The sequence below is a fragment of the Microbacterium sp. Bi121 genome (assembly GCF_918698005.1).
Taxonomy (GTDB): domain Bacteria; phylum Actinomycetota; class Actinomycetes; order Actinomycetales; family Microbacteriaceae; genus Microbacterium.
The window spans coordinates 249,196-264,874 of record NZ_CAKKLJ010000002.1; the positions used below are offsets into that span (position 1 = coordinate 249,196).

The window sequence follows — 15,679 nt, forward strand, 5'->3', positions numbered from 1 at the left end:
TGATCTCAGCGGGTGAACGACGCCGACCTGCCTCTCAGCGGTGCTTCCACCGGAACAGCAGCAGCCGCAGCGACGCTCCGATCTTCATCGGCACGATCTCGCCGAAGCGGTGCTCATCGGCTCGCACGAGGCGGTCGGCCAGGTCCGGACGCTGCTGACGCAGGTACTCCCGAGCCACTTCGGCATGCGGGGAGTTCGAGACGATCTTGATCCGGTCGGCGTGCTCGATCAGCGGAATCGCGTTCTCGATGTTCTCCCACGTGGAACGGCTGTCCGGCTCGAGCACGATGTGTCCGGTGTAGTCGAGTTCCTCGCGCGCGTACCGCTCCATGATGACGGCCTCCGGCACGTCGCCCTCCACGGTGCCGCCGCACATCACGACGGTGCTGCGGGCATCGCGATCGATGGAGCGGATGCCGGCGCGCACGCGGTAGCGGTTGATGAAGTTCGCGCGCTCGCCGCGGTTGCCGTAGCCGAGGACGACGACGGCCTCGGTGCTGCTCGCCGGTGCGGCTGCACCAAGCATCCGCCTGCTCGATCGCCAATGGACGTACTCCGCCCACACGGCGAACGCGGAGTACGCCGCGAAACCGGCCCAGAAGAGCCGGCCGGCGACGCCGCGCGAACTGCTCAAGCCCCCGGGCCCGTCATCCCTCAGAGCCCCGAGCCTCAGAGCCCCGAGCGATCCAGGCCTCGATCTCGTCGGCCGTGCGAGGGATGTCGGCCGACAGGTTCACGGGACCGTCCGCGGTCATGAGGATGTCGTCCTCGATGCGCACGCCGATGCCGCGGAACTCCTCCGGAACGGTGAGGTCATCGATCTGGAAGTACAGGCCGGGTTCGATCGTGAAGACCATGCCGGCCTCCAGCACGCCGTCGTAGTACATCTCGCGGCGTGCCTGTGCGCAGTCGTGCACGTCGATGCCGAGGTGGTGTGAGGTGCCGTGCACCATGTAGCGGCGGTGCTGGCCCCCTGCGTCGGCGTCCAGAGCCTCATCGGCGGTCACCGGCAGCAGGCCCCACTCGGCAGTGCGCTTCGCGATCACAGCCATGGCGGCCTCATGAACCTGGCGGAAACGGACACCGGGGCGCGCTGCGGCGAATGCGGCGTCAGCGGCTTCGAGAACCGTCTCGTAGACGCGGCGCTGCACGTCCGAGAACCGCCCGTTCACCGGCAGGGTGCGGGTGATGTCCGCGGTGTACAGGCTGTCGGCTTCGACGCCGGCGTCCACGAGGATCAGGTCACCGGGAATAACGGCGCCGTCGTTGCGCGTCCAGTGCAGGTAGCAGGCGTGCGGTCCGGAAGCCGAGATCGTGTCGTAGCCCTCGCCGTTGCCGTCCTCGCGGGCGCGGCGGTGGAAGACCCCCTCCACGACGCGTTCGCCGCGGGCATGCTGGGCGGCGTCGGGGAGAGCCGCGATGATGTCGTCGAATCCGCGCGCCGTGATCTCGACGGCTCGGCGCATCTCGGCGATCTCGTAGTCGTCCTTGACCAGGCGCAGTTCGGACACGAAGCGTTCGAGGTCGGCATCCGCCAGCGTCACGTCGTCGTCGGTCGCGCCGAACGCGGAGAGGTGCTCTGTGGTCACCGCCAGGTCGGCGGCGACGCCGGCGAGCGAGGGGCGGGGGCCGATCCAGAACTCCCCGACCGTGGCATCGGCGTAGAACTCGGTCGTCGTGCGGTCGGCCCGCTCACGGAAGTAGAGGGTGATGTCGTGACCGTCATCCGCTGCGTCCGAAGAACGGGGCTCGAACACCAGGACGGAGTCGGGCTCGGTGTCGGCCGCCCACCCGGTGAGATGGGCGAAGGCGGAGTGCGCACGGAACGGGTAGTCGGTGTCGTTGCTGCGCTGCTTGAGGGAGCCGGCCTCGATCACCAGGCGCTTGCCGGGGAAGGCTGCGGACACCTTGTCGCGACGAGCAGCGGCGTAGGCGGCCTGCTCGCGGGCGGCGGGGAGCGACTCCGGACGCTCGGCCCACCCGGTGGAGATCGTGTCCAGGAATCCTCGCGGGAACGGCTGCTTGCGGTTCGTGACGGGGGCTTCTTCGATCGTCTCGTTCTCTGCGGTGCTCATCCATCCAGTCTCTCACTCCTGCGTAGGGTGGGGAATGTGGTGATTCTCATCGATCTGGTGCTCGTGGTCGTCTTCTGCGTGATCGGACGGCTCTCGCACGCGGAGGGGATCTTCGGCGACCTACCTGGACTCATGAACACGATCTGGCCGTTCGCGGTGGCGGCGCTCATCGCGCACGCCGCGCTTCTGCTTCGCCGGGCGCGGCCCGACAGGATGCTGCCAGGGCTGCTCGTGTGGGCCGTCACGGTCGTCCTCGGCCTGCTGCTGCGCGCCGTCAGCGGTCAGGGGACGGCGGTGCCCTTCATCATCGTCGCTACGCTCACACTGGCCCTGTTCTTGCTCGGCTGGCGCGCTGTGGCCGCACTCGTGCGGCGGGCACGGGCGCGTTCGGCCTCCTGAGCGCAGGGCTCAGCCGGCGGGTTCGAGCTGCACGACGAGTGCACGGTGGTCGGAGCCGGCGGCATCCAGCACCAGCGAGCCGGTCGGGACCCAGTTCTCGGTCGCCATGACGTGATCGATCGGGGCGCCGATCAGCTCGGGATAGTCCGCCGGCCACGTGCCGGTGATCCCGGTGCCGGTGCGCGACGCGACGTCACGGCAGTTGCCCATGTCGCCGCCGTCGACACCGAGCCCGGCCATGTGGTCGAGGGTCGCGTTGAAGTCGCCGGCGAGGATGAAATCGCCCTGAGGGCACTGATCGGCGATCCATTCCAGGTCGGACTGCCACCGCGCCATCGCTTCGACGCGCGGTGCCACAGCGTGCACCGCGACGATCGTGGGGCCCGAACCGCTGACCGGCATGATCACGGCACTGGGAACGGAACTGGTGTTGCTGCTGCCGTCCTCGGACGATGCGATCACCGAGTAATCGCCGAGCTCGGGCGAGATGAGGATCGTCGTCTCCCACGCCTGCGGGCCGTTCTCGACGTTGCCGAACTGGACGTGGTGGACCCACATCGGATGCCCCTGCTCCCGCAGCATGACGGCGATGCGCTCGCCCACGGATTCCGCCGTCTCGGGGAGCGTCACGACGTCGACCTGCTGCGTCAGGATGGCGTCGGCGATCGTCTCGGCCGAGACCGCCTCGCCGGCGGTGTTCCACGTGAGGACCCGAACGCCGGCATCCGTCTTCTCGGGCAGGGAACCCGTGCCGAACCCGCGCATCGCACCGATCGCGCCTGTCGCCGCCGCGCCCAGCAGGGCGACGATGAGGATGGATGCTGCGAACCCGCGCAGCGGGCGGGCGAACAGCAGCAGCAGCGAGAGCAATGCTATGGCCACGAAAGCGGCCAGCACGAGGCCGCGAACGGCTACCAGCTGCGCGAACGGGAACGTCTGCTCGAGCTGGAAGAACTGCGGCCACACCACGATCGCCGACGCGATCGCGAACAGCACGGTGAGGAGGATTCCCAGCAGTCGAAACATCCTCTCGAGCCTAAGGGCGCACGCTGTGAATCGCCTGCCGTGACGCCGCCGCGCCGTCGTCCTGGGCCCGCAGTAGTGTCGAGTCATGACCGACCGGAGCTTCGCGGGGCCGAGCGACCTGCACATGCACTCGAATCACTCCGACGGCACCGAGAACCCCGGTCAGGTCGTCCGTCAGGCGCGTGACCACGGCATCCGCACGATGGCGCTCACCGACCATGACCGCACCACAGGGTGGGACGAGGCGGCTCGCACCGCCGTTTCTCTCGGCATGACCTTCATCCCCGGCATGGAATTGTCGGCGAAGCACCAATGGCGCAGCGTCCACGTGCTCGGATACCTGTTCGATCCGGAGGACGCGGCGCTCCGTGCCGAGACGGACCGCATCCGCGACGACCGGGTCGGGCGGGCGGAGCGGATCGTCCGCAACATCGGCCGGGACTACGAGCTGAGCTGGGCGGATGTGCTCGAGCAGACGACGGTGGATGCCACGGTCGGCCGCCCGCACATCGCCGACGCACTCGTCGCCCGCGGGATCGTCCGCGACCGCGCAGAGGCGTTCGACGGCATTCTCCATCCCCGCGAGGGGTACTACGAGCCGCACTACGCGCCGGATCCGCTCACCGCCGTCCGGCTGATCGCGGATGCGGGGGGAGTGACGATCATCGCGCACCCCGTCACGTCAGGGCGCGATCGCATGATGCCGCTCGACTTCATCGAGCAGCTCATCGCCGCAGGGCTCGGCGGCTTCGAGATCGACCACCGCGAGAACACCGAACAGGGCAAACGGACGCTGCAGAAGCTCGCGTCGAAGCACGACCTCATCGTGACGGGGTCGAGCGACTACCACGGTGCTGGCAAGCCCAACAGGCCGGGCGAGAACACCACCTCGGACGAGATGGTGGCTCGGATCATCGCCCAGGCGACGGGGACGAGCCCCCGCTACCCGTAGCCGGCGTCGTTGCTCAGGCTCCGGCCGGCGCTGCACCGCCGGAGCGGCGACGACGGCGACGACGCTGCGGCGCCGGCTTGCCGTCGCGGTGCTCGCTGGTGGCGTCGCCGTCATGGGTGCCGGCGCCCTCGGCATCACGGCCTGCGGCCGGTGCCGACTCCGATCCGCCGGCGGCGGGGGTCGCAGCGTCCTCGGTGAACGTCGAGCCGACTGCACCGCTCGCGCCACCGCGGCGGCGGCGGCGCCGACGCTTCGTGGTGCCTTCGTCCGTACCCTCTGCGGCGGCATCCGCTGCCTTCTGGGGCTGACGCTGACGACGCTCTGCCGCCGGCTTCTCGGCCTTGGGTGCGGTCGTCAGACGGCCCTTCGTGCCCTCGGGGATATCCAGGTCGGTGTACAGGTGCGCGCTCGACGAGTAGGTCTCGACGGGCTCGGGCTGACCGAACTCGAGCGCGCGGTTGATGAGGGCCCACTTGTGCAGGTCCTCCCAGTCGACGAACGTCACGGCGATACCGGTCTTGCCGGCGCGGCCGGTGCGCCCGGCGCGGTGCAGATACGTCTTCTCCTCATCGGGGATCGTGTGGTTGATGACGTGCGTGACGTCGTCGACGTCGATGCCGCGGGCGGCGACGTCGGTCGCGACCAGGACGTCGCGCTTGCCGGCCTTGAACGCGGCCATTGAGCGCTCGCGCTGCTCCTGACCCATGTCGCCGTGAACGCCGCCGACGTTGAACCCGCGATCGCCGAGTTCGTCGACGAGTCGCTGCGCCGCGCGCTTGGTGCGCGTGAAGATGACGGTCTTGCCGCGGCCCTCGGCCTGCAGGATGCGGGCGATGACCTCATCCTTGTCGAGTGAGTGCGCGCGGTAGACGAGGTGCTTGATGTTCGCCTGGGTGAGGCCCTCGTCGGGGTCGTTCGCACGGATGTGGATCGGGTTCGACATGAAGCGGCGGGCGAGCGCCACGATCGGGCCGGGCATGGTCGCCGAGAAAAGCTGGGTGTGGCGGACCGCCGGCACCTTCTGGAAGATCTTCTCGATGTCGGCGAGGAAGCCGAGGTCGAGCATCTTGTCTGCCTCGTCGAGGACGACCTCCGTGGCGTTCGACAGGTCGAGCAGACGCTGACCGGCGAGGTCGATCAGACGGCCCGGTGTGCCGACGACGATCTGCGCACCGGCCTTGAGCTGGTCGATCTGGCCCTCGTAGGCCTTGCCGCCGTAGATGGCGACGACGCTGGTCGAGCGGTTGCTCGTCAGCAGGTCGATGTCCTCGTACACCTGCACCGCGAGCTCGCGGGTCGGGACGACGATGAGGGCTTTGACGCCGTGCTCCGGGTCCTTGCCGAGTCGTTGCACGACGGGGATGCCGAAGCCGAAGGTCTTGCCGGTGCCGGTCTTCGCCTGCCCGATGATGTCCTGCCCGGGAAGGCCCAGGGGGATGGTCTGCTCCTGGATGGGGAACGCGTCGACGATGCCCTTGGAAGCGAGCGCGTCGATGATGTCCTGATCGATGTTGAGATCAGCGAAAGTTGTCACTTGTTCTGTTGCCTGTCCGGCGGCCTTCACGAAGACGGAGCCACCACGTTACGGATCCACGCCGTCTCTTGTGCCACAGGCGCGGCGTCCTGCTCCACCGGCAGGACGCGTCCAGCCTACCCGAGGCGGCCCCGCAGACGAGGATCCGGTGCGCGCAGGTAGTCTGATCCCGTGGTGAAGTGGTTCTGGCAGCGAGACAAGCCCCGGCGCACCCTGACCCTGCGCAGTCGGGGGGACATGGGAGACGCGACACGCGTCGACTTCGCCGAACTCGCGCCGGAGCTCAACCGCTTCCTCGGGCAGGCCGCCTATCTGCAGCTCGGTTACTTCGAGACGCTCACGCGCCTCATCCGCGCTACCCCTGAGCTCGATGAGAAGGAAGCGCTCGCACGAGCCGCCGGCGCGGCCCTCAGCAAGCACCGCGGCATCGTCGAGGTGATCCGCGCCCAGGGCGAGGATCCGACCGAGATCATGCTGCCGTTCCAGGAGCACCTGGACGCCTTCCGGCGCAAGACCATCGGCGCGAGGCCGCGCGAGACGCTTCTCGCGGTGTACATCACGGCGGGGATGCTGGACGACTTCTACCTCGCCCTCGCCTCGAGCTACGGCGATACCGGCGCACGGGTCGCCGAGATCCTGCGCGAGGACGATGACACCGGCGAGATCGTCGCCATCCTCAAGCGCACGATCGAGATCGACAACGAGTGGCGCTCGCTGTTGTCGATGTGGGCGCGGCGCATGGTTGGGGACACCGTGCTGGTGGCGCGGCAGGCGCTGCGAGCCGAGCGCCTCATCGAGGACGAGGACCGCGTCGAGCCCGTGTACACCGAGCTCATGGGCGCGCATGCGCGCCGCATGGACGCGATGGGGCTGGCCGCGTAGCGTCCGTCCCGCGAGAAATCACGAACTGCACGAAACATCACGTGGCGCGCGGTGTCTCGCGTCGGAAGTGGTTTCTCGGGCGGCAGCGGACTCAGATTCCGAGCGCTGCGCGCTTCGCGGCATCCGACCTGCGACGGGATGCCGTGAGGGCGAGGCCCGCGGCCGCGGCGACGACGAGGCTGCCGAGGATACTGGCCAGCCAGAGCCAGCCGCTGTCCTCGCCGACGCCCGACCACTGCATGAGCGTGTAGATGCTCGCCGCCGCGGCCGTGGCGACGGCCGGCACGACCGCGACGCCGCGCAGCGCGCGGTCTGGAAGCAGGAAGTGCACGCCGATGCCGAACGCGCACGCGGCGATCAGCGCGAGGAGGATGTACATCGGGTCAGGCGACGAAGCCGACGCGACGGGACTCCTCGGTGCCGAGCTCGATGTATGCGAGGTTCGCGGTCGGGACGATGTAGGAGTTGCCCTTGACATCGGTGAAGCTCACGTGAGCGCTGTTCTGCTCGAGAGCGGCGGCCACCTGGGTGCGGACATCGTCCGCGCTGGTGGCGGTCTCGAAGTTCAGTTCGCGGCCGGTGTTGATGATGCCGATGCGGATTTCCACGCGTGCTCCTTGAAGATTCGGGGACTGAGACGACTCTACCCCGGCGATGCAGCGGCGGATCGGGCACACGACCGGTTTCGCCCTGGGCGCACAAGCATCTCGGCGGGGCGGCCCGCGAGGCCGCGAACGGACGATGTCGGCAGCGGCCGATAGCGTGGATGCCATGACCGATGCCGCTGCCCGAGTGACGGCGGATGCCGGGCAGCAGGCGGTCGTGGACGCACCTGTCACGGCATCCGGCGTCGTCATCGGCGCGCCGGGAACAGGCAAGACGCACACGCTCATCGACCGTGTCGTGGCTCTTCTGAGTCACCACGCGCTCGCGCCGCAGGAAGTGCTCGTCCTCACGCCGAGCCGACAGGCAGCGACGACCCTCCGCGATCGGATCGGCGTGCGCATCGGCCAGGCGACGCCGGGGCCGCTCGCTCGGTCGCTGGGGTCGTTCGCCTTCCAGCTCGTCCGCGGCGCGATGGTGCACGCAGGCTCCGAGCCCCCCGCCCTGCTCACCGGGGCCGACCAGGATCGCATCATCGCCGACCTGCTGGCCGGAGACGCCGACGATGAGGCCGCCGGGATGCTCAGCCGTTGGCCGGCGACGCTGTCGGCGAGCGTGCGCGCCTCGAAGGACTTCCGATCCGAGCTGCGCGCCTTCCTCGCCGAATGCACGGAGCTCGAGGTGCTGCCCGGCGACCTGCAGCGTTCGGACAATCCTGTCTGGGCGGCCGCCGGGACGTTCATCGACGAGTACCGCACGGTGCTCGCCGGCATGCGCACGGCGTACCGCGACGCGGCCGATCTGCTGAGCGAGGCGTCGGCGATCCTGCGCGACGCCGAACCGGCCGCTCTCGGTCCGCTCGCGGCACTGCGCGTCGTGCTGATCGACGACGCGCAGGAGGTGACTCGCGGCGGCATCGCGCTCATTCGTGCGCTGCGTGATCGCGGCATCTCGGTGACGGCGTTCGGCGATCCCGACATCTCATCCGGTGCGTTCCGCGGGGCGAGCCCGCAACTGTTCCACGAGCTGTCCAGTCTGCTCGGCGACGTGCACGTGCTCGACGGCGCGCATCGGCAGCGCCCTGCGCTCACCGACCTGACCAGAAAGGTCACGCAGGCCATCGGCGTCGCCGGTCGCGTCGAGCATCGGCGTCCGCCTCGGCCGGCGCCGCAGACGCCAGACCCGGTGCGCACCTCCGATGAGCCGGTGCAGGCGTATCTGGCGTCCTCGCCGTATGAGGAGGTCGACCGCATCGCAGGCACCCTTCGTGACTGGCACCTCAGCCATGGCATCCCGTGGAGCGACATGGCCGTGATCGCGCACGACACCCGTCAGGTGTCGACGCTCGAGACCGAGCTGGCCGCGCGGGAGGTGCCGACAAGGGCGGCCGGCGTGCAGCGGCCGCTGGGCAGCGAGGGCGTAGTGCGCGACCTCGTCGGCATCGTGCGTCTCGCGCTGCAGCCGGCATCCGAACGCACTCCGGAAGACCTCGTCGAAGCGCTGCGCTCGCCCTTCGGCGGGCTGGACGCCGTCGGGCTCCGGCGCCTGCGGGCTCGTCTGCGGCATGTCGAGCTCGCCGACGGGGGCGCCACGCCGGCTTCCGAGCTGCTGCGTCAGGCGCTGGAGTTCCCCGCGCACTTCACCTTCGTCGACGCGCCGGAGGCACGCACCGCGGCGCGATTCGCCACCACCCTCGCCGAGACGGCTGCTGCCGCCGAGGCGCACGAGACTATTCATGAGCTGCTCTGGCGCGTCTGGGACGCTGCCCGCGCTCTCGACGGCTCGAAGCTCGCCCGGCATTGGCAGGAGGCCGCAGGGCAGCCTGGCGGCGCGGAGATCGCACGCAACCTCGACGCTCTGGTGGCGCTGTTCGACGCCGCCAAGCGATTCGTCGAGCGCACGCCGAACGAGGATCCGGAGACGTTCGTTCGCGACATCCTCGACAGCGAGGTGCCAGAGGACTCGCTCTCGACGCCCGATCGGCCGGGCCTCGTCACCCTGCTGACACCGGCCACCGCTCTCGGCACCCAGTTCGAGGTCGTCGTCGTCGCGGGTGTCCAGGACGGCGTGTGGCCCAACACGCGCCTGCGCGGCGGACTGCTCGAGACCTGGCGGCTGGCCGATGCCGTGGTCTCTGCCCGCACGGGGAGCCCAGCAGGAAATCCCGGTGTGCTCGACCGTCGCCGCGACGCGCTGCATGACGAGCTGCGCCTGTTCGTGCGTGCGGTGTCGCGTGCGCGTTCGCGCATCCTCATGACAGCGGTCGATGACGACGACTCCAGCGCCAGCCCGTTCTTCATGTTCCTCCCCGAACCGCCCCCGGCATCCGACCATCCGGCCGCCGAGCATCCCCTGACGCTGCGCGGTCTGGTCGCACGTCATCGACGCACGCTCACGAGCTCGCCCGATCCTGCCTCGCGTGCTGAAGCCGCCGGCCAGCTCGCTGTGCTCGCGAGGGAGGGCGTCCCCGGCGCCGATCCCACCGAGTGGTACGGCACGGCCGCGCCGTCGACGCTGGCGCCGCTGAACGATCTGGCCGTCGAAGCCGCGCGGGTGTCGCCGTCGCGGATGGAGTCCTTCGAGGAGTGCGAGCTGCACTGGGCGATCTCCGCCCTGGGCGGTGACACGGTGCTGCCCCCGTCTGCTGGTATCGGCACGATCATCCATGAGGCGATGGAGAAGGTGCCGGACGGAGATCTCGACGTCATGCGCGCGATCGTCGCCGAGCACTGGGGAGAGCTGGACTTCGAGACCGAGTGGATCAGTCGCAAGGAGCACCGCAGGGCCGATCTGTACGTCGATCGGCTGAGCTCGTACCTCGGAGAGGTCGCGCGCGACGGAGGCCGGGTGCTCGCGAGCGAGGTGGAGTTCCGCTTCGCGGTCGAGGTGGGCGACGCGGGCTCGGCGGCGACGCCGGCGGTGCACATCGGCGAAGACGCGGGCGGGCCGTCGCGCGCCGTCGTGCACGGCTTCATCGACCGCGTCGAGGCATACCCGAGCGGTGCGGGGGAGCACATGGTCGCACGCGGCCGCGGGGCTGCGCCGATGGGTGAGGGCTCCGACGGGGAATGCGTCGTCGTGGTGGATCTGAAGACGGGCAAGTACGAGCCGGAATCCGACGGCAAGGTCGAGGAGCACGCACAGCTCGCCGCCTACCAGATCGCTGTGGAGCAGGGGCTCATCGAGGGCGCTGACCCCGCCGCTCTCACGGGTGCACGACTGCTCATCGTCTCGAAGACCCTGTCAGGCAGCGAGTATCGGGTCGCCCATCAGCACACGCTCGAGGGCGAGCTGCGCACGCGCTTCCTGAATCGGCTCGCCGACGCCGCTCGAGGCATGTCCGCCGGCAGTTTCACGGCCCATGTCGAGGCCCACTGCGCCGATGTGCAGTGGCGTGTTCAGCCCTGTCGCATCCACACGGTTCCCTCGGTGAGCGCATGAGCGCCGTCTGGGGTGACACCGGCCCTGGGCTGTCCGCGCTGGAGGTGGCTGCCGCTCTCGGTCAGCCGCCGCCTACGCACGCTCAGCAGCGCGTGATCGAGGCTCCCCCGACACCGGCGCTCGTCGTGGCCGGCGCTGGGAGCGGCAAGACGGAGACGATGTCGGGACGGGTCGTCTGGCTGGTCGCGAACGGTCACGTTCGCCGGGATGAGATCCTCGGCCTGACCTTCACGCGCAAGGCAGCAGGCGAACTGGCCGAGCGCATCGGCGCCCGCCTCGCCGTGATCGACGAGTTCGGACGCCGCGGCCTGCTCCCGCACGTCCCCGCCATCGTCGCATCCGGTGCGCTGGCGCGCGTCGACGCCGCCGACGCCGCGAACCGATCCGCCGTGCGAGCACACGTGCTGGACGAGCTGGCGGCGCGTTATGAAACGGGCTGGGATGCCGCGACGCCGCGCACCGCTGAGGAGATGCTGATCCGCCCTCGGGTGTCGACCTACAACGCCTTCGCCGATTCGATCGTGCGCGAGCACGCCGCCAGAATCGGTCGTGACCCTGATGTCGCGATGCTGAGCCAGGCAGCGTCGTGGATGCTGGCGCGCGAGGTCGTGCTGCGCGCCGACCTGCCGCAGTTGGAGGACATCGAGCTGTCCGTCGCCACCGTCGTCGACGCCGTGCAGCGTCTGGCAGGGGAGTCACTCGATCACCGCGCCGACCTCGAGCGTGCGGAGCGGATCGCTCTCGAACATGCGGCCGCGTTCGAGCCGTATCGCAGCAACGGCGAGGTCCAGAAGGCAGCGGACAACCTGCTCGCCCTTCCCACGCTCGCCTCTCTCGTTCGCGAGTACATCTCCGAGAAGCAGCGCAGGGGCGTGCTCGACTTCGCCGATCAGGTCAGCGGTGCCTTCGACATCGTCGAATCGTCGCCCGACGTGCGTGACGCCCTACGAGAGCAGCACAGGGTGGTCCTCCTCGACGAGTATCAGGACACCTCGGTAATCCAGACCCGGTTCCTCTCCGCCGTCTTCCGGGACTCGGCCGTTATGGCCGTCGGCGACCCGCACCAGTCCATCTACGGGTGGCGCGGGGCCAGCGCCGACAACCTGTACGCGTTCGCACGGACGTTCGCCGCCGAGCAGCCTTCGCACAGCTACAGCCTGATGACGAGCTGGCGCAACGACAGCGCGATCCTCGGCATCGCGAACCGCGTTCTCGAGCCGTTGCAGCGGCCGGGCCTGGACGTCCCGCCGCTCGAGCCGCGACCGGGCGCCGGCGCCGGCAACGTCGAGGTCCGCTATCCGCTGACCGTCCACGACGAGGCAGCCGAGGTCGCCGACTGGTTCGCCGAGCGTCGTGCAGAGCATGACGGTCGTGCTCCGCTGGGGACGGCGAAGCCGCACACCGGGGCGATCCTGTTCCGCTCGAAGCGTCACATGCAGACCTTCGCCGAGGCGCTCGCCGCCCGTGACATCCCGCACCGCATCCTGGGGCTGGGCGGGCTGCTCGCGACGCCGGAGGTGGTCGACCTGGTCTCGATGCTGCGGGTGGTCCACGATCCGAACGCCGGGTCAGCGCTGATCCGACTGCTCGTCGGGCCACGGTTCGCCGTCGGCGTCGCCGACATGGGCGCCCTCTACGATCTCGCCGGCGAGCTCGCTCGGCGCGACAGCGGGCTGCTGCCCCTGCCCGATGAGCTCCGCGCCCGCATCCGCGCTTCCCGCGGGGCGGACGAGGCCGTGTCGATCGTGGACGCGGTCGATGTCGTCCGGGGACTCCGTGACGACTACCGGCTCATCGAGAAGATCACTCCAGAGGGGCGCGAACGCATCCGCGCGGCGGGGGAGATGCTCGAAAGGCTTCGGCGCGCGTCCGCGCAGCCGATCCCTGAGCTCATCCGCCTCATCGAGGTCGAGCTGCGGCTGGACATCGAGCTGGCAGCCAATGAGACCCGGGGTCCTGCGCGCGTCGCATCGACCCAGCTGCGCGCGTTCACCGATGAGGTGCGCACATTCCTCGCCGCTGACGAGCGCGGCACCATCGGCAGCCTCCTCGCGTGGCTCGACAAGGCCGAGAGCACCGATGAACTCATGCCACGCCCCGAGCCACCGGAGCCCGGTGTCGTGCAGCTCCTGACGATCCACGGATCCAAGGGCCTCGAATGGGATGCCGTGGCAGTGGTGCGCATGGTCGACGGCGAACTGCCGTCCAGGCCGACGGACACGTCGGGCTGGTTCGGATTCGGCGTGCTGCCCTTCGCGTTGCGCGGCGACAGCGACGCACTGCCGAGGTTCTCGTGGAGTGCTCCGCTCGATGATGAACCGGATCCGGCCAAGCGCTTGAAGGCCGGCGTCGCGTCGCTCACCAGCAAGAGCAAGACGGCTCCTGGTGCTATCACGATGTTCAAGGACGCGTACCGCGGGTATCAGCAGCAGGAGGAGCGTCGCCTGGCGTACGTCGCCGTCACCCGCGCGCGCACCGACCTGCTGCTGACCGGCGCGCACTGGGCCGGGCAGAAGAAGCCGCGTGAGGCCGGGCCGTATCTGCTCGAGGCGATGACCGTCCTCGATGCGGACGTGATCGGAGAGGTGGACGCCGAGGACAACCCGTACGAGGGCGAGGGCAAGACCACCGTGTGGCCGCTCGACCCCTTGGGGGCGCGCCGTGCGAAGGTCGAGGCTGCCGCCGCGTTCGTGAGAACCGCGCTCGAGGGCGAGCCGACCTCCGCGTCGCCGCACCTCGAGCGTCTGCTCGCCGAGCGTGCCGAGCGGCAGCGGGGAGTCATCGCCGAACCGCCGACACGTGTGCCGGCATCCAAGTTCAAGGACTACGTGACCGATTTCGACAGCACGGTGCGCGAGCTGTCGCGTCCGATGCCGGAGCGCCCGTACCGGCAGACGAGGCTCGGGACGCTCTTCCACGCCTGGGTCGAGCACCGATCGGGTCTCGTCGGCGCCGGTCCCAGCGTCGACGCCGCGCTGTGGGAGAGCGATGACGAACAGCCGGAACAGGGGAGCGTGTCGGCAGCGGACGACGCTGACCTGCAGTCGCTTCGTGACATCTTCGAGCGCAGCGAGTGGGCCCCGCTTCGTCCGATCGCGGTGGAGATCGAGATCGACTTCGCATTCGGGGGTACCGGCTCGGTCGCCGGCCACCCGGAGCACATCGTGATCTGCAAGCTCGACGCGGTCTATCGCCGTGAGGACCGCGGCGGGCGCATCGAGATCGTCGATTGGAAGACCGGACGAGCGCCCCGCACGGCCGCTGAGCGGGAGGAGCGGATGCTGCAGCTCGCTCTGTACCGACTCGCCTATCACCGCCGCTTCGGTGTTCCGCTCGAGGAGATCGACGTGGCGCTGTACTACGTCGCAGACGACCTGATCATCCGCGGCGACCGGGTCTACTCCGAGGAGGAGTTGGTCCAGCGGTGGAGTGCCGCTCGCGCGGCCCGCTGAGCCTCGTCGGCTGGGTCGTGCTCTTCGCCGTCGTTCTCCGGCCCGTCGACGGGCCCAGCGAGCGAAGACGCTTCAGCCGCGTCGGTCCCTGAGCCCGTCGATGGCCCGGCACCGTCCCCTGATCCGTCGTCCCAGGCGGCGGCGACCTCGCTGAGGTCCTCCGTGGCGTCACCCACCGGCGCCTCCTCGAGGTCGTGGAGTTCTTCGGGCATCAGATCGCTCGGGTTGTATGCATCGGTCTGCATCGAGGTGTTGATGCTCGGGGCTGCTGTCTCGGGCACACGGTCGAGCGCATCGAGCGCCGAGTCGACGCCCTCGCCTCGCGCTGCGATGACGGACAGGTCGTTCTCGCGCAGTCCGTCGGCGAGGGCTTCGAGAAGGGCCGCAGCATCGTCGACGATGTCCGGACGGCGCAGCACATCGCCGTGCACCAGCCAGCGTGCGAACTCGAGTTCTGCCAGCATCCGCGCCCGCACGGCCAGCGCCGCATCCGGTGCGCGGTCGGACGCCTCGGCGTATGCGGCGTGCACGTCGCCTGCGGCGTCCGGTGCGGACGACAGCCAGGCGAGATCGACTGCGGGGTCGCCGAGCGACAAACCGTTCCAGTCGAGGACGCCGATGACCTCGGGCCCGCGGTCAGGGTCGTCGTCGAACAGGAACGACGTCGCCTTCGTGCCGCCCAGTGTCACGGCGGATTCGAAGCGCCACAGGTCGTCGTCCTCGACGGCTTCGCGCCACCGCACGGTCAGGCGGGCCGGCACCCGGCCGGTGGCTGCAGCACGATCGACGAGCTGACGGATCTCGTCGCGCGCCTCCTCGGCGCTCCGTGCGGTGAGCCCAGCGCTGCGGACCACCGAAGCGGGGAGGGAATGGACGGCGGCGATCGATGCGCCCATCGAGGTCGCGGCACCACGGCCTCGGGGTACGTGGTGCGCCTCGATCTGGAAACCGGGCAGCAGCTCCGCGACCAGCGCGCGGCCCTCTGCGAGGCGGGTCTCGCCGACGTACTCGGGCACGGCGAAAGGCAGCATCGCGCGAGCGCCGGCGGTGAGCGCGCGCAGCGCCAGTGCCTCGGCTGCGAGCTCGCGCGATGTCTCATCGTCCTCGGCGACCCGGATAGCGAGTTCGCGTCCATCGGCGAGAGTGGCGACGGCGGAGTCGAAGCGTCCGTCACCGTCGGCGGTGAGCGATCGTGCGCCCACGACCTCCGCCCCGGGCAGTGCGGCTGTGACCGCCGCCGCTAGAGTAAAGGGAGACCGTGCCATGACCCCAAGATTAGGTCTGGTCGGGCGCGGTTCCGCCTACGCCACGCCTG

At 69.6% G+C, this 15,679-nt stretch carries 12 protein-coding genes; 5 read left to right on the forward strand and 7 right to left on the reverse strand.

All coding sequences use genetic code 11. From position 1 onward, the window contains the following. Nucleotides 1–34 precede the first annotated feature (34 nt). Together LQZ87_RS03895 and LQZ87_RS03900 are read right to left on the reverse strand one after the other, a co-directional pair. Entirely contained in the window at nt 35–634 is a 600-nt protein-coding gene (locus LQZ87_RS03895; RefSeq protein WP_230102142.1) for a YdcF family protein, read from the reverse strand. Between the two features lie 13 nt (nt 635–647). Further along, nucleotides 648–2,075, reverse strand: a complete 1,428-nt coding sequence (locus LQZ87_RS03900) for an aminopeptidase P family protein (RefSeq protein WP_230102143.1) — start codon at nt 2,073–2,075, stop codon at nt 648–650. A 36-nt stretch (nt 2,076–2,111) separates the two neighbouring features. Between LQZ87_RS03900 and LQZ87_RS03905 the strand changes: the two genes are divergently transcribed. Continuing rightward, entirely contained in the window at nt 2,112–2,474 is a 363-nt protein-coding gene (locus LQZ87_RS03905; protein ID WP_230102144.1) for a DUF3054 domain-containing protein, read from the forward strand. Nucleotides 2,475–2,483: 9 nt separating this feature from the next. Here LQZ87_RS03905 and LQZ87_RS03910 read toward each other — a convergent pair whose 3' ends face one another. Beyond that, nucleotides 2,484–3,500 (reverse strand): endonuclease/exonuclease/phosphatase family protein, encoded by a 1,017-nt coding sequence (locus LQZ87_RS03910; RefSeq protein ID WP_230102145.1) that lies wholly within the window; start codon nt 3,498–3,500, stop codon nt 2,484–2,486. Nucleotides 3,501–3,585: 85 nt separating this feature from the next. Here LQZ87_RS03910 and LQZ87_RS03915 point away from each other — a divergent pair, with 85 nt between their 5' ends. After that, nucleotides 3,586–4,452 (forward strand): PHP domain-containing protein, encoded by an 867-nt coding sequence (locus tag LQZ87_RS03915; RefSeq protein WP_230102146.1) that lies wholly within the window; start codon nt 3,586–3,588, stop codon nt 4,450–4,452. Between the two features lie 13 nt (nt 4,453–4,465). On the opposite strand, the gene LQZ87_RS03920 is transcribed toward LQZ87_RS03915, so the two are convergent. Continuing rightward, nucleotides 4,466–5,986 carry a DEAD/DEAH box helicase gene (locus LQZ87_RS03920; protein ID WP_230102147.1) on the reverse strand — a complete coding sequence of 507 codons (1,521 nt, stop codon included), beginning with the start codon at nt 5,984–5,986 and terminating at the stop codon, nt 4,466–4,468. 171 nt (nt 5,987–6,157) lie between these two features. On the opposite strand from LQZ87_RS03920, the gene LQZ87_RS03925 reads away from it, so the two are divergent. After that, nucleotides 6,158–6,868 carry a ferritin-like fold-containing protein gene (locus LQZ87_RS03925; protein ID WP_230102148.1) on the forward strand — a complete coding sequence of 237 codons (711 nt, stop codon included), beginning with the start codon at nt 6,158–6,160 and terminating at the stop codon, nt 6,866–6,868. 91 nt (nt 6,869–6,959) lie between these two features. Here LQZ87_RS03925 and LQZ87_RS03930 read toward each other — a convergent pair whose 3' ends face one another. Continuing rightward, on the reverse strand, nt 6,960–7,247 hold the full coding sequence (locus LQZ87_RS03930; protein WP_230102149.1) for a hypothetical protein: 288 nt from the start codon (nt 7,245–7,247) through the stop codon (nt 6,960–6,962). Between the two features lie 4 nt (nt 7,248–7,251). Next, the gene (locus LQZ87_RS03935; RefSeq protein WP_230102150.1) at nt 7,252–7,476 is read right to left on the reverse strand and encodes a DUF3107 domain-containing protein; all 225 of its coding nucleotides are present in this window, start codon (nt 7,474–7,476) and stop codon (nt 7,252–7,254) included. Nucleotides 7,477–7,639: 163 nt separating this feature from the next. Between LQZ87_RS03935 and LQZ87_RS03940 the strand changes: the two genes are divergently transcribed. Together LQZ87_RS03940 and LQZ87_RS03945 are read left to right on the forward strand one after the other, a co-directional pair. Then, the gene (locus tag LQZ87_RS03940; RefSeq protein WP_230102151.1) at nt 7,640–10,912 is read left to right on the forward strand and encodes an ATP-dependent DNA helicase; all 3,273 of its coding nucleotides are present in this window, start codon (nt 7,640–7,642) and stop codon (nt 10,910–10,912) included. After that, complete coding sequence (locus LQZ87_RS03945; protein ID WP_230102152.1) at nt 10,909–14,364, forward strand: ATP-dependent DNA helicase; 3,456 nt, start codon at nt 10,909–10,911, stop codon at nt 14,362–14,364. The genes LQZ87_RS03940 and LQZ87_RS03945 overlap by 4 nt, the downstream gene beginning before the upstream one ends. Here LQZ87_RS03945 and LQZ87_RS03950 read toward each other — a convergent pair. After that, nucleotides 14,310–15,629 carry a phosphotransferase gene (locus LQZ87_RS03950; protein ID WP_230102153.1) on the reverse strand — a complete coding sequence of 440 codons (1,320 nt, stop codon included), beginning with the start codon at nt 15,627–15,629 and terminating at the stop codon, nt 14,310–14,312. The genes LQZ87_RS03945 and LQZ87_RS03950 overlap by 55 nt on opposite strands. Nucleotides 15,630–15,679: the final 50 nt, after the last annotated feature.